The organism is Streptomyces flaveus (genome assembly GCF_014647675.1).
Taxonomy (GTDB): domain Bacteria; phylum Actinomycetota; class Actinomycetes; order Streptomycetales; family Streptomycetaceae; genus Streptomyces; species Streptomyces flaveus.
The window spans coordinates 1-14,413 of the sequence record NZ_BMPQ01000012.1 but is presented as its reverse complement, the minus strand read 5'-3'; the positions used below and the strand labels follow the sequence as shown (position 1 = coordinate 14,413).

14 protein-coding genes are annotated in these 14,413 nt (G+C 69.2%); all 14 read left to right on the top strand.

Annotated features, from left to right (window positions below; all coding sequences use genetic code 11):
* Window positions 1–89: 89 nt before the first annotated feature.
* The 14 genes from IEZ21_RS23505 (at window position 90) to IEZ21_RS23440 (ending at window position 14,309) form a co-directional block, all read left to right on the top strand.
* Window positions 90–731 carry a vitamin K epoxide reductase family protein gene (locus IEZ21_RS23505; RefSeq protein WP_189323907.1) on the top strand — a complete coding sequence of 214 codons (642 nt, stop codon included), beginning with the start codon at window positions 90–92 and terminating at the stop codon, window positions 729–731.
* Window positions 732–801: 70 nt separating this feature from the next.
* Window positions 802–2,157 carry a replication-associated recombination protein A gene (locus tag IEZ21_RS23500; RefSeq protein WP_189323906.1) on the top strand — a complete coding sequence of 452 codons (1,356 nt, stop codon included), beginning with the start codon at window positions 802–804 and terminating at the stop codon, window positions 2,155–2,157.
* A 343-nt stretch (window positions 2,158–2,500) separates the two neighbouring features.
* A complete protein-coding gene (rpsD, locus tag IEZ21_RS23495; RefSeq protein ID WP_033324931.1) occupies window positions 2,501–3,115 on the top strand; it encodes a 30S ribosomal protein S4 in 615 nt (204 codons plus the stop codon).
* A gap of 216 nt (window positions 3,116–3,331) precedes the next feature.
* Entirely contained in the window at window positions 3,332–3,793 is a 462-nt protein-coding gene (locus IEZ21_RS23490) for a DUF948 domain-containing protein (protein WP_189323905.1), read from the top strand.
* 7 nt (window positions 3,794–3,800) lie between these two features.
* On the top strand, window positions 3,801–4,151 hold the full coding sequence (locus tag IEZ21_RS23485; protein WP_033324934.1) for a DUF6167 family protein: 351 nt from the start codon (window positions 3,801–3,803) through the stop codon (window positions 4,149–4,151).
* Window positions 4,151–6,823: an alanine--tRNA ligase gene (alaS, locus tag IEZ21_RS23480; RefSeq protein ID WP_189323904.1), complete on the top strand. Its 2,673-nt coding sequence runs from the start codon at window positions 4,151–4,153 to the stop codon at window positions 6,821–6,823. The genes IEZ21_RS23485 and alaS overlap by 1 nt, the downstream gene beginning before the upstream one ends.
* 17 nt (window positions 6,824–6,840) lie before the next feature.
* Complete coding sequence (gene ruvX, locus IEZ21_RS23475; protein WP_189323903.1) at window positions 6,841–7,305, top strand: Holliday junction resolvase RuvX; 465 nt, start codon at window positions 6,841–6,843, stop codon at window positions 7,303–7,305.
* Window positions 7,306–7,429: 124 nt separating this feature from the next.
* Window positions 7,430–9,169 carry an endolytic transglycosylase MltG gene (gene mltG, locus IEZ21_RS23470; RefSeq protein ID WP_189323902.1) on the top strand — a complete coding sequence of 580 codons (1,740 nt, stop codon included), beginning with the start codon at window positions 7,430–7,432 and terminating at the stop codon, window positions 9,167–9,169.
* Window positions 9,150–9,989 (top strand): shikimate dehydrogenase, encoded by an 840-nt coding sequence (locus IEZ21_RS23465; protein ID WP_189323901.1) that lies wholly within the window; start codon window positions 9,150–9,152, stop codon window positions 9,987–9,989. The genes mltG and IEZ21_RS23465 overlap by 20 nt, the downstream gene beginning before the upstream one ends.
* 45 nt (window positions 9,990–10,034) lie before the next feature.
* Window positions 10,035–10,295, top strand: a complete 261-nt coding sequence (locus IEZ21_RS23460) for a hypothetical protein (protein WP_189323900.1) — start codon at window positions 10,035–10,037, stop codon at window positions 10,293–10,295.
* A gap of 167 nt (window positions 10,296–10,462) precedes the next feature.
* The gene (aroC, locus tag IEZ21_RS23455; protein ID WP_189323899.1) at window positions 10,463–11,647 is read left to right on the top strand and encodes a chorismate synthase; all 1,185 of its coding nucleotides are present in this window, start codon (window positions 10,463–10,465) and stop codon (window positions 11,645–11,647) included.
* On the top strand, window positions 11,644–12,162 hold the full coding sequence (locus tag IEZ21_RS23450) for a shikimate kinase (RefSeq protein WP_189323898.1): 519 nt from the start codon (window positions 11,644–11,646) through the stop codon (window positions 12,160–12,162). Before aroC ends, IEZ21_RS23450 begins: the two co-directional genes overlap by 4 nt.
* Complete coding sequence (gene aroB / locus IEZ21_RS23445) at window positions 12,159–13,259, top strand: 3-dehydroquinate synthase (protein WP_033324945.1); 1,101 nt, start codon at window positions 12,159–12,161, stop codon at window positions 13,257–13,259. The genes IEZ21_RS23450 and aroB overlap by 4 nt, the downstream gene beginning before the upstream one ends.
* Before the next feature lie 162 nt (window positions 13,260–13,421).
* Window positions 13,422–14,309 carry a Pro-rich N-terminal domain-containing protein gene (locus tag IEZ21_RS23440; protein ID WP_189323897.1) on the top strand — a complete coding sequence of 296 codons (888 nt, stop codon included), beginning with the start codon at window positions 13,422–13,424 and terminating at the stop codon, window positions 14,307–14,309.
* Window positions 14,310–14,413 lie beyond the last annotated feature (104 nt).

Genomic DNA, 14,413 nt, shown 5'->3' with positions numbered 1-14,413 from the left:
TCCTTATGTCCAGCGAACGGTGGATACGCGCGTGCGTGCGGCACAATGACCGTGCCCGTCGACCCCCCTCAAGCTACGGAAACGGCGTGATGAGCAAGACGACAGTCAGGGAAGGCGTCTCCGTCGACCAGGCACGTGCCGAGGGCCCGCCACGCTCGGTGGGCGGGAGCCGCGCGCTCGCCCTCCTGCTGGTGATCACGGGCGCGGCCGGGCTGCTGGCCTCCTGGGTCATCACGATCGACAAGTTCAAGCTCCTGGAGGACCCGAACTTCACCCCGGGCTGCAGCCTGAACCCGGTCGTCTCCTGCGGCAACATCATGAAGAGCGACCAGGCCTCGGCCTTCGGGTTCCCCAACCCGATGCTGGGCCTGGTCACTTACGCCATCGTGATCGGCGTCGGCATGAGCCTGCTGGGCCGGGCCACGTTTCCGCGCTGGTACTGGCTGACCTTCAACGTGGGCACTCTCTTCGGCGTCGGCTTCTGCACCTGGCTCATGTATCAGTCGCTCTACAACATCAACTCGTTGTGCCTGTGGTGCAGCCTGGCCTGGGTCGCCACGATCGTCATGTTCTGGACCGTGACCGCGTTCAACGTCCGGCACGGGTTCCTGCCCGCGCCCGGCTGGCTGAAGGGCTTCCTCGGCGAGTTCGCCTGGGTGCTGCCCGTGCTGCACATCGGGATCATCGGCATGCTGATCCTGACCCGCTGGTGGGACTTCTGGACCAGCTGACCGGGCCAGTTGGACGGACCGGCTGACCGCGGCCCGGGCGTTGTCAGTGGCGTGACATAGGGTTTTGACCGTGGAGCCCGACCTGTTCACCGCCGCAGCAGAAGAACGCCAGGAGAAGGACCCGTCCAGCAGCCCCCTGGCGGTACGGATGCGCCCGCGCACCCTGGACGAAGTCGTGGGCCAGCAGCACCTGTTGAAGCCCGGCTCGCCCCTGCGCAGACTGGTCGGCGAGGGTGCCTCCGGTCCCGCCGGACCCTCCTCCGTAATCCTCTGGGGCCCGCCCGGCACCGGCAAGACGACCCTCGCGTACGTCGTCTCCAAGGCCACCAACAAGCGCTTCGTGGAGCTCTCCGCGATCACCGCCGGCGTCAAAGAAGTGCGCGCGGTCATCGAGGGCGCCCGCCGCGCCACTGGAGGCTACGGCAAGGAAACCGTCCTCTTCCTGGACGAGATCCACCGCTTCAGCAAGGCCCAGCAGGACTCCCTGCTCCCGGCCGTCGAGAACCGCTGGGTGACGCTGATCGCCGCGACCACCGAGAATCCGTACTTCTCGGTGATCTCCCCGCTCCTCTCCCGCTCCCTGCTCCTCACCCTCGAACCGCTCACGGACGACGACCTGCGCGGTCTCATCAAGCGCGCGCTGACCGACGAGCGCGGCCTGAAGGACGCCGTCACCCTCCCCGAAGACACCGAGGAACACCTGCTGCGGATCGCCGGCGGTGACGCCCGCCGCGCCCTGACCGCCCTGGAGGCCGCGGCCGGCTCCGCGCTCGACAAGGGAGAGACGGACGTGACCCTCCAGACCCTGGAGGAGACCGTCGACCGCGCCGCCGTGAAGTACGACCGCGGCGGAGACCAGCACTACGACGTGGCGAGCGCCCTGATCAAGTCCATCCGCGGCTCGGACGTGGACGCCGCGCTGCACTACCTGGCCCGGATGATCGAGGCCGGCGAAGACCCCCGCTTCATCGCCCGCCGACTGATGATCTCCGCCAGCGAGGACATCGGCCTCGCCGATCCGAACGCGCTGCCCATAGCCGTAGCCGCCGCCCAGGCCGTCGCCATGATCGGCTTCCCCGAAGCCGCACTCACCCTCAGCCACGCCACCATCGCCCTCGCGCTGGCCCCCAAGTCGAACGCAGCGACGATGGCGATAGGCGCCGCCATGGAGGACGTACGAAAAGGCCATGCGGGCCCCGTGCCACCGCACCTGCGCGACGGGCACTACAAGGGCGCGGCCAAGCTCGGGCACGCTCAGGGGTACGTGTATCCGCACGACCTGCCCGAGGGAATCGCCCCCCAGCAGTACGCCCCGGACGCACTCAAGGACCGGAAGTACTACACCCCGACCCGGCACGGCGCCGAGGCGCGCTACGCGGACGCGGTGGAGTGGACCAGGAAGCACCTCGGGCGGAAGCAGCCCTGAGCCCCCTGTAGACTCCTCCACAGCGCTGCGTCCCGTGTCCGGCCTCTTTAACGAGAGTGTCGGCACCACCAGAACGGGACATCCAGCCGGAACCCTTTCGCTGAAAGGCAGAGAGGGATCCAGGAGCGTCGCGCACCGTCGAACGGTGTCGCGGGCAGCCCACCACCACCCGGTGTCCCGGAGCGGTCGGTGGGCCACTCGCGTGCTGCACGTATGTGCCCAGACCAGGGAGCGGCTGCCCAGCAGGTCCGTCAGGGCCCGCAGGGTTTCCCAGGCTGCGGATGCGACCTCCCCTAACCCTGGTGAAGCCGTATTCGCATCAGAAACACGAGGTGTTTGGTTCATGGCGAACCAGTCCCGCCCCAAGGTCAAGAAGTCGCGTGCCCTCGGCATCGCGCTGACCCCGAAGGCTGTCAAGTACTTCGAGGCCCGCCCCTACCCGCCGGGCGAGCACGGCCGCGGCCGTAAGCAGAACTCGGACTACAAGGTCCGTCTGCTCGAGAAGCAGCGCCTGCGCGCGCAGTACGACGTGTCCGAGCGCCAGCTCGTCCGCGCCTACGAGCGTGCCGCCAAGACGCAGGGCAAGACCGGTGAGGCTCTGGTCATCGAGCTCGAGCGCCGTCTCGACGCGCTGGTCCTGCGTTCGGGCATCGCCCGCACGATCTACCAGGCCCGCCAGATGGTCACCCACGGCCACATCGAGGTCAACGGCCACAAGGTCGACAAGCCGTCCTTCCGCGTCAAGCCCGACGACGTCGTGATGGTCCGCGAGCGCAGCCGCCAGAAGCCGCTGTTCGAGGTGGCCCGCGAGGGTGGCTTCGCCCCCGACGGCGAGACCCCGCGCTACCTCCAGGTGAATCTCCGTGCCCTGGCCTTCCGCCTGGACCGTGAGCCGAACCGCAAGGAGATCCCGGTGATCTGCGACGAGCAGCTCGTCGTCGAGTACTACGCCCGCTGATCACTTCCCAGCGGATGTAGCACCATCTGTGCGTCGGCCCGCTGTCTCCCCGCCCCTCCCGGCGGGCGAGGCAGCGGGCTTTCGCACATCCGCCGACGGCCGGGCCGTAATCCGGTGCGGAGCCGTAATCCGGTACGGAGCGGGATCCCCGGCGCGATAGGCTCGGGAGACGACTTTTTCGATGTTCAGGCACGAAATCCAGGGAGCGGGTGCGCAGTGTCCGGTGGAGAGGTGGCCGGGATCCTGGTGGCCGTCTTCTGGGCGATCCTGGTCTCCTTCCTCGCGGTGGCGCTCGCGAGGCTGGCCCAGACGCTCAGGGCGACCACCAAGCTCGTCGCGGACGTGACCGACCAGGCCGTCCCGCTCCTGGCAGACGCCTCCGCCGCGGTGCGCTCCGCGCAGACCCAGATCGACCGGGTCGACGCCATCGCCTCCGACGTCCAGGAAGTCACGTCGAACGCGTCGGCGCTCTCCACGACCGTCGCCTCCACCTTCGGCGGCCCGCTGGTGAAGGTGGCGGCCTTCGGCTACGGCGTACGCAGGGCCATCGGCGGCCGACGTGAGGACGCGCCCGTCAAGTCGGAGCGCGAGCGCCGTACCGTGATCGTGGGCCGCACCGTCTCGTCCGCGCGACGGGAGAAGCGGAACAGCCGGAACAACCGGGGTAAGAAGGACTGACGCAGCGATGTTCCGCCGTACGTTCTGGTTCACCGCCGGCGCAGCCGCCGGGGTCTGGGCCACCACCAAGGTCAACCGCAAGCTCAAGCAGCTGACGCCCGAGAGTCTCGCGAACCAGGCCGCGGGCAAGGCCATCGAAGCGGGCCACCGCCTCAAGGACTTCGCGCTCGACGTCCGCGACGGCATGGCCCAGCGCGAGGCCGAACTCGACGAGGCCCTGGGGCTGAACGCGAACCCCGAGCTTCCCTCCCCGCGGCACGTCGCCGCCCTGGAGAACAGCAACCACCCGAAGTACAGCAAGAACCCGACGTACGTCGAGCGGTCGACGTACTCGTACAACCGGAATGAGGACCACTGATGGAGTCGGCTGAGATTCGCCGCCGCTGGCTGAGCTTCTTCGAGGAGCGCGGGCACACCGTCGTCCCTTCGGCGTCGCTCATCGCGGACGACCCGACTCTGCTCCTGGTCAATGCGGGCATGGTGCCCTTCAAGCCGTACTTCCTCGGTGAGGTCAAGCCGCCCTACGCGCGCGCCACCAGCGTGCAGAAGTGCGTCCGCACCCCCGACATCGAAGAGGTCGGCAAGACCACCCGCCACGGCACCTTCTTCCAGATGTGCGGCAACTTCTCCTTCGGCGACTACTTCAAGGAAGGTGCCATCAAGTACGCCTGGGAGCTGCTCACTTCGCCCCAGGACAAGGGTGGTTACGGCCTGGAGCCGGAGAAGCTCTGGATCACCGTCTACAAGGAGGACGACGAGGCCGAGCGCATCTGGCGCGATGTCATCGGCGTGCCCTCCGAGCGCATCCAGCGTCTGGGCATGGGCCCCAACTTCTGGTCCATGGGCGTTCCGGGCCCGTGCGGACCGTGTTCCGAGATCAACTACGACCGTGGTCCGGAGTTCGGCGAAGAGGGCGGCCCGGCCGTCAACGACGAGCGGTACGTGGAGATCTGGAACCTGGTCTTCATGCAGTACGAGCGCGGCGAGGGCTCCGGCAAGGAGGACTTCCCGATCCTCGGTGACCTGCCCGCCAAGAACATCGACACCGGCCTCGGCTTCGAGCGGCTCGCCATGATTCTGCAGGGCGTGCAGAACATGTACGAGATCGACACCTCCATGGCCGTCATCGACAAGGCCACCGAGCTGACCGGCGTCCGCTACGGCGACGCCCACGAGTCCGACGTCTCCCTGCGCGTGGTCACCGACCACATCCGCACGTCCGTGATGCTCATCGGCGACGGCGTCACGCCCGGCAACGAGGGCCGCGGCTACGTCCTGCGCCGCATCATGCGCCGCGCCATCCGCAACATGCGCCTCCTCGGCGCCACGGGGCCCGTCGTCCAGGACCTGATCGACGTCGTGATCGAGGTGATGGGCCAGCAGTACCCGGAGCTCATCACCGACCGTCGGCGCATCGAGACGGTCGCCCTCGCCGAGGAGGCCGCCTTCCTCAAGACCCTGAAGGCCGGCACGAACATCCTCGACACCGCCGTCACGGAGACCAAGGCCACAGGTGGCACGGTCCTCGCCGGCGACAAGGCCTTCCTGCTGCACGACACCTGGGGCTTCCCGATCGACCTCACCCTCGAAATGGCCGCCGAGCAGGGCCTTTCGGTGGACGAGGACGGCTTCAGGCGCCTGATGAAGGAGCAGCGGGAGCGCGCCAAGGCCGACGCCAAGGCCAAGAAGACCGGCCACGCCGACCTGGGCGCCTACCGCGAGATCGCCGACAACTCGGGCGAGACCGACTTCATCGGCTACACGCACACCGAGGGCGAGTCGAAGGTCGTCGGCATCCTCGTCGACGGCGTCTCGTCCCCGGCCGCCACCGAGGGCGACGAGGTCGAGATCGTCCTCGACCGCACCCCCTTCTACGCCGAGGGCGGCGGCCAGATCGGCGACACCGGGCGCATCAAGGTGGATACCGGAGCCGTCATCGAGGTCCGCGACTGCCAGAAGCCGGTCCCGGGCGTGTACGTCCACAAGGGCGTCGTCCAGGTAGGCGAGGTCACCGTCGGCGCCTCCGCCCAGGCCGTCATCGACGTACGCCGCCGCAAGGCCATCGCCCGCGCCCACTCGGCCACGCACCTCACGCACCAGGCCCTGCGCGACACCCTCGGCCCGACGGCCGCCCAGGCCGGTTCCGAGAACCAGCCCGGCCGCTTCCGCTTCGACTTCGGCTCCCCGTCCGCCGTACCGACGGCCGTGATGACCGACGTCGAGCAGAAGATCAACGAAGTACTCGCTCGCGACCTGGACGTCCACGCCGAGATCCTGAGCATCGACGAGGCCAAGAAGCAGGGCGCCATCGCCGAGTTCGGCGAGAAGTACGGCGACCGCGTACGCGTCGTCACCATCGGCGACTTCTCCAAGGAGCTGTGCGGCGGTACGCACGTCCACAACACCGCCCAGCTGGGCCTGGTGAAGCTGCTCGGCGAGTCGTCCATCGGCTCGGGCGTACGCCGTATCGAGGCCCTGGTGGGTGTCGACGCCTACAACTTCCTGGCCCGCGAGCACACGGTCGTCGCCCAGCTCCAGGAGCTGATCAAGGGCCGTCCCGAGGAACTGCCCGAGAAGGTCTCCGCCATGCTCGGCAAGCTGAAGGACGCCGAGAAGGAGATCGAGAAGTTCCGGGCGGAGAAGGTCCTCCAGGCCGCCGCCGGTCTCGCCCAGGGTGCCAAGGACGTACGCGGTGTCGCTCTCGTCACCGGCCAGGTCCCGGACGGCACGGGCGCCGACGACCTGCGCAAGCTGGTCCTCGATGTGCGCGGCCGTATTCAGGGCGGACGGGCCGCTGTCGTCGCCCTGTTCACCACGGTGGGTGGCAAGCCGCTGACGGTCATCGCCACCAACGAGGCCGCCCGCGAGCGCGGACTCAAGGCCGGCGACCTGGTCCGTACGGCCGCCAAGACCCTCGGCGGCGGCGGTGGCGGCAAGCCCGACCTCGCCCAGGGCGGCGGCCAGAACCCGGCCGCCATCGGCGAGGCCGTCGAGGCCGTCGAGCGCCTTGTGGCCGAGACGGCCAAGTGAGCGGAGACGAACGCGTCATGCGCCGCGGACGCCGGCTCGCCATCGACGTCGGGGACGCCCGGATCGGGGTCGCCTCGTGCGACCCCGACGGGATCCTCGCCACCCCGGTGGAAACCGTCCCGGGCCGCGATGTCCCGGCCGCCCAGCGGCGGTTGAGGCAACTGGTCGAGGAGTACGAGCCGATCGAGATCGTCGTCGGCCTCCCTCGCTCCCTCAAGGGGGGCGAGGGCCCGGCCGCGGTCAAGGTCCGTGCCTTCGCCGAGGAACTGGCTCGCATGGTCGCCCCGGTTCCGGTGAGACTCGTGGACGAGAGGATGACCACAGTCACGGCCAGTCAGGGCCTGCGCGCCTCGGGCGTGAAGTCCAAGAAGGGCAGGTCGGTCATCGACCAGGCCGCCGCCGTCATCATCCTGCAGCAGGCGTTGGAGTCCGAACGGGTGTCAGGTAAAGCTCCGGGCGATGGCGTCGAAGTGGTCATCTGATCGCGGTACGGTAACGTTCCGCGCGATGCGGTGGCGTTCGAACAGCCTCCGCACAGCAGAGAGGCGGATGGGAGCCGGGCCACACGCGCCGCGCGACCGCCGCCTCGCGGCTTCTAGGGGATCGATGACTGATTATGGCCGGGGCCAGGGCTCCGAACCGTGGCATCCCGAGGACCCGTTGTTCGGGGACGATGGATGGAGAGGACAAGAAGGGCACGCGGCCCAGTCCTCGTACGGCGGCCAGCAGCAGCACTATTCGCAGCAGCCGCAGCAACAGCAGAACCAGTACGGCGACTGGGGCACCCCTCAGCAGGTCGGCTACGACCAGGGGCAGCAGCACTATGCCCAGGGACAGCAGCAGTACGGCGGCCCGGATCAGCAGCAGTACTACGACCAGAATGGCCAGTACCACGGCCAGGGCGGTCAGCCGTACGACCAGAACGGCCAGCAGTACAACGGGGGTTGGGACACCGGGCAGCACGGTCAAGGCCCGTACGGCGCCGGCCCTGACGCCCCGTACGGAGGTCAGCAGCCCGCGTACGGCGGTCAGCAGTCCGACTACTACGGGACTCCCGACGCGTACCCGACGCCTCAGCCCCCGAGCCGCCGCCAGGCCGAGCGCGAACCCGAGCCCGCGCCGCCGACCGACTGGGACCCGGGACCGGATCAGGGCGAGCACGCCTTCTTCTCGGGCGGCAGCGACGATGATGACGACTTCGACGACGACCCGTCGGACGGGAAGCGCGGCAAAGGAAAAGACAAGGGCAAGGGGAAGACCGGCAAGAAGAGCCGCAATGGCTGCGCCTGCCTGGTCGTGTCGCTGGTCCTCGTCGGTGGTCTCGGCGGAGCCGCCTATTACGGCTACCAGTTCTACCAAAGCCGTGTCGCCGAGGCTCCGGACTTTGCGGGCGACGGCACCAGCCGGACGGTGATGGTCGAGATCGCCAAGGGCTCGAGCGGCGCCGCGATCGGCCAGAAGCTGAAAGCGGCGGGTGTCGTGAAGAGCGTCGACGCGTTTGTGTCCGCGCAGTCGGCGAATCCCGAAGGGCAGCGGATCCAGGCCGGCGTCTATCTCCTCAAGAAGGAGATGTCCGCCGAAAGCGCCGTGAACATGATGCTCGACCCCAAGAGCCAGAACAACATGATCGTGGCGCCAGGCCAGCGCAACGCCACGGTCTACGCGACGATCGACACGAGGCTCGGACTCAAAAAGGGCACCACCGCGAATGTCGCCAAGGAGGAGTACGAGAGCCTCGGACTTCCCGACTGGGCGAACAGCAACGACGACATCAAGGATCCGCTGGAAGGTTTCCTTTACCCGCACACCTACGCCGCCGCAAAGGGCATGAAGCCCGAGGACGTCCTGAAGAAGATGGTCGCCCAGGCCAAGGAGAAGTACGCCGAGTACGACCTTGAGGCGAAGGCCAGGGAACTCAAGCTGGACAACCCGCTGGACGTCGTCACGGTGGCGAGCCTTGTCCAGGCCGAGGGCAAGACCAGGGATGACTACCGCAAGATGGCGGAAGTGGTCTACAACCGCCTCGACCTCGCCAACCCGGAGACCTACGGGGCGCTGCAGTTCGACTCGACCTTCAATTACCTGAAGAACGAGAGCAATATCGACATCAGCGAGTCGGAGATCAACAACAACAAGGACCCGTACAACACGTACACGAACAAGGGACTGCCGCCCGGCCCGATCGCTAACCCGGGCGACGTCGCCATGAAGGCGACACTCGATCCGACCGACGACGGCTGGTACTACTTCGTGGCGACCGACGGTGTGGAAAAGACCGAATTCGCCAAGACGCATGGCGAATTCCTGAAGCTCAAGGAAAAGTTCGATGCGCGCTCGGGCAACTGACGCCCGCCGTGCCGCTGTGCTCGGCAAGCCCATCGCCCACTCCCTCTCCCCGGTCCTGCACAGTGCCGCCTATGCCGCGCTGGGACTCGGGGACTGGTCGTACGACCGTTTCGAGATCGACGAGGCCGCTCTGCCCGGCTTTCTCGAGGGGCTCGGGCCGGAGTGGGCCGGGCTGTCGCTGACCATGCCGTTGAAGCGGGCCGTGATTCCGCTGCTCGACGAGATCAGCGAGACCGCGGCCTCCGTCGAGGCGGTCAACACCGTCGTGTTCACCGAGGACGGCCGACGCGTCGGCGACAACACCGATGTCCCCGGCATGGTTGCCGCCCTACGGGAGCACGGGATCGAGCAGGTCGAGTCCGCCGCCATCCTCGGCGCGGGCGCCACCGCCTCGTCCGCGCTGGCCGCCGTCTCGCGGATCTGCCCGGGCGAGATCGTCGCGTACGTCCGCAGCGAGGCGCGCGCCGCCGAGATGCGGCAGTGGGGCGAGCGGCTGGAGACCGAAGTACGCCTCGCGGACTGGGCTGACGCCGAGCGGGCGCTGCACGCACCGCTGGTGGTCGCCACGACCCCGGCGGGCGCCACCGACGCCCTCGCCTCCGCGGTCCCCGGGCGCCCCGCCACGCTCTTCGACGTCCTGTACGACCCGTGGCCGACCGCACTCGCCGCCCGCTGGTCCGCTTACGGCGGCGCCGTCGTCAGCGGCCTCGACCTCCTGGTGCACCAGGCAGCACTCCAGGTCGAGCAGATGACGGGGCGTACGCCGGCCCCGCTGGGCGCCATGCGAAAAGCGGGAGAGCACGCACTCGCCGGACGTTAGGATTCTTTCCGGTTCCGCAGGGGGCGGGACCGAGGGGGAATCTTCATGACCACGCAGGCATCCTGGAAGTCGGAAATCTTCCAGGCCACGCTGAATTTCCTGCCGGACTGGCTGCAGTACACGGCGATCGCACTGGCAGTCGGCGGCTTTGTCGTTTTCAAGGTCGTCAAATGGCGCCGCGGACGCGCCCTCCGACGAGCGCTCGGCCCGATCACGCCCATCCCCGATGCGCCGGACGGGGCGCGCGGCGCCGACTACCTCGGTGCGTACGCGCCCCAGCAGCCGCGCAACGACGCCACGACCTGACCGAGTCGTCCGCCTGATGGACCTGCGCCAGGTCCTCGGGGGCGGACGTGGGAGGATCGACAGTGGCGGGCCAGGGCCGCGCACCCGGTCGCGCCGTCGCCGTACGCGAGGACGCGTGTACGCACAGGCAGTACGCAGTACCAGGGCGCGAGTATCGAGGAGCACCGTTGAGCAGGTTGCGCTGGCTGACCGCGGGGGAGTCCCACGGTCCCGCACTTGTCGCGACGCTGGAGGGACTTCCCGCCGGCGTGCCGATCACCACGGAGATGGTGGCGGACCACCTGGCACGGCGGCGCCTCGGCTATGGGCGAGGCGCGCGGATGAAGTTCGAGCGCGACGAGGTCACCTTCCTGGGCGGTGTCCGGCACGGGCTGACGCTCGGCTCGCCGGTCGCGATCATGGTGGGCAACACCGAGTGGCCCAAGTGGGAACAGGTCATGGCGGCCGACCCCGTGGACCCGGCCGTGCTCGCCGAGCTGGCGCGCAACGCGCCGCTGACCCGGCCGCGGCCCGGTCACGCGGACCTGGCGGGCATGCAGAAGTACGGCTTCGACGAGGCCCGGCCGATCCTGGAGCGGGCGAGTGCGCGGGAGACTGCCGCCCGCGTCGCACTGGGCGCGGTGGCACGCTCGTACCTCAAGGAGACGGCCGGCATCGAGATCGTCTCGCACGTCATCGAGCTGGCTGCGGCGAAGGCTCCGTACGGCGTCTACCCCAAGCCCTCCGACGTCGAGAAGCTCGACGCGGACCCGGTGCGGTGCCTGGACGAGGACGCGTCGAGGGCGATGGTCGAGGAGATCGACCAGGCCCACAAGGACGGCGACACTCTGGGCGGAGTGGTCGAGGTGCTGGCGTACGGAGTGCCGGTGGGCCTCGGCTCGCATGTGCACTGGGACCGGCGCCTCGACGCCCGGCTCGCGGCCGCGCTGATGGGCATCCAGGCCATCAAGGGCGTCGAGGTCGGCGACGGCTTCGACCTGGCGCGGGTGCCGGGCTCGCAGGCGCACGACGAGATCGTGCGGACCGACGAGGGCATCAGGCGGGCCTCAGGCCGCTCGGGTGGCACCGAGGGCGGGCTGACCACCGGTGAACTGCTGCGCGTACGTGCCGCGATGAAGCCGATCGCGACCGTGCCGCGCGCGCTGGCCACCATCGATGTGGTGACCGGTGAGGCGACGAAGGCACACCACCAGCGTTCGGACGTCTGCGCCGTCCCGGCGGCGGGCATCGTTGCCGAGGCGATGGTCGCACTCGTCCTCGCGGATGCCGTGGCGGAGAAGTTCGCCGGCGACAGCGTCACCGAGACACGGCGCAACGTCACTTCGTACCTCGAGAACCTGGCGATCCGATGAGCGCAGGACCTGTGGTCGTGCTCGTCGGCCCGATGGGTGTGGGCAAGTCGACGGTGGGCGCGCTGGTCGCGGAGCGGCTCGGGGTCGGTCACCGGGACACCGACGAGGACATCGTGGCCGCCGAGGGGCGCACCATCGCTGACATCTTCGTCGAGGAGGGCGAGCAGGCCTTCCGCGCGATCGAGAAGCGGGCGGTGCACCAGGCGCTGGCTGAGCATCAGGGCGTACTGGCGCTGGGTGGCGGTTCGATCCTCGACGCCGACACCAGGGCGCTGCTGGCCGGACTCCCGGTCGTGTACCTGTCGATGGACGTCGAGGAGGCCGCCAAGCGCACCGGGCTGAACGTGGCCCGGCCGCTGCTGGCGGTCAATCCGCGCCGCCAGTGGCGCGAGCTGATGGAGGCCCGCCGTCACCTCTACACCGAAGTCGCCCGTGCGGTCGTCGCCACCGACGACCGCACTCCCGAAGAGGTCGCCCAAGCGGTCCTCGACGCCTTGGAGTTGAAGCAGGCATGAGCGAGCAGGACCAGACGGTGACCCGGATCCAGGTCGGCGGTACGGCCGGCACCGAGCCGTACGAGGTGCTGGTGGGCCGTCAACTCCTTGGCGAACTGGGCGGGTTGATCGGCCCGCGAGTCAAGCGGGTCGCGGTCGTCCACCCGGAGGCGCTGGCCGAGACCGGTGAGGCGGTCCGGGCCGATCTGGCCGGGCAGGGCTTCGACGCGGTGGCCATCCAGGTGCCCAACGCCGAGGAGGCCAAGACGGCCGAAGTCGCCGCGTACTGCTGGAAGGCGCTGGGGCAGTCCGGCTTCACCCGCACCGACGTGATCGTCGGGGTGGGCGGCGGCGCGACCACCGATCTGGCCGGATTCGTGGCCGCGAGCTGGCTGCGCGGGGTGCGCTGGATCGCGATCCCGACGACCGTACTGGCGATGGTGGACGCGGCGGTCGGCGGCAAGACCGGTATCAACACCGCCGAGGGCAAGAACCTGGTGGGCGCCTTCCACCCGCCCGCCGGGGTGCTCTGTGACCTGGCCGCCCTCGACTCGCTGCCGGTCAACGACTTCGTGTCCGGACTCGCGGAGATCATCAAGGCCGGGTTCATCGCCGACCCGCGGATCCTGGAACTGATCGAGGCCGATCCGGAAGGTGCGCGCAGCCCGGCCGGTCCGCACACCGCGGAACTGATCGAACGCTCCATCAAGGTCAAGGCCGAGGTGGTCTCCTCCGACCTCAAGGAGTCGGGGCTGCGCGAGATCCTCAACTACGGCCACACCCTGGGCCACGCCATCGAGAAGAACGAGCGCTACCAGTGGCGGCACGGCGCCGCCGTCGCCGTCGGCATGCACTTCGCCGCCGAACTCGGCCGCCTGGCAGGCCGGTTGGACGACGAGACCGCCGACCGGCACCGCACCATCCTGCAGTCCGTGGGCCTGCCGCTGCACTACCGCTACGACCAGTGGCCCAAGTTGCTGGAGACCATGAAGGTCGACAAGAAGTCCCGAGGCGACCTGCTGCGCTTCATCGTCCTGGACGGACTTGCCAAGCCCACCGTCCTGGAGGGCCCCGACCCGGCCGTCCTGCTCGCCGCCTACGGAGAAGTGGGCGAATAGCTCCACAGGAGGCCACTTCACCTGATTTGCCTTGTGTGCATGGGCACTTCGGGCCCTCCCCGGCCGTTCACCAAACGGCGGCCGGGGACGGTACCGTTCGGTAGGGAGCGGGGCAGGTGTCCCGCTGCCAGCGCCAAGAGATACGAGACGGAGTGGCACCGGATGCAGCACGCAGTGGGGTCTCCGCTGCCGCCGCCCCACCAGCCGGGGCAGGAGCCGGCCGCCGGCTGGTCGCCGGGCGCGGGGCACCAGGGCGCGCACTCGGGTCCCCCCGCGGGGCCCGCGCCCATGAACCCCCCGCCGGGTTTCGCCGGACCACCCGGACCCGCCGCGCCACACCCTCCGGGGCACGCGCCCGCCCCGCAGCATCACGCGCCGCCGCAGCACGCGCCCGCGCCGATGCCGGACACCACGGGGCATGTGCAGCTGCCGCCGGGCGGCCCCGTCGTGATGCCGAGCCCGCCACCTGCCGCGGGCACGCCCGATCTCACGTCCACCACGCTGGCCGTGCTGCTCATCGGTCCCGCCGGTGCCGGCAAGACGAGCGTCGCCAAGTACTGGGCCGACCACCGTCGGGTCCCCACCGCGCACATCAGCCTCGACGACGTACGCGAATGGGTGCGCTCGGGCTTCGCGGACCCGCAGTCGGGGTGGAACGACCACTCGGAGGCGCAGTATCGCCTCGCCCGCCGCACCTGCGGCTTCGCCGCGCGCAACTTTCTGGCCAACGGCATCTCGTGCATTCTCGATGATGCGGTGTTCCCCGACCGGCCGGTCGTCGGTCTGGGCGGCTGGAAGCGGCACGTGGGGCCCGGGCTGCTGCCGGTCGTGCTCCTGCCGGGCCTGGAGATAGTGCTGGAGCGCAACGCCGAGCGCTCCGGAAATCGCCGCCTCACCGATGAGGAAGTCGCCCGCATCCATGGCCGGATGGCCGGCTGGTACGGGTCCGGGCTTCCCATCATCGACAACTCCCAGCTTGACGTTCCGACGACGGCGCGTGTGCTTGACGATGTGCTGGCACGGTCGATTGCGAGCCCGCCGCAGTGGTGAGCAGGGGGTTTTCTTTCCCCAGGCCCGCCCCTTCCCGAAACTGAGGGCTGCGCCCCCCGGCCCCCCGCCAGGGGGGTGGGGGTGACAGTCGTGTCGCGGCTGCG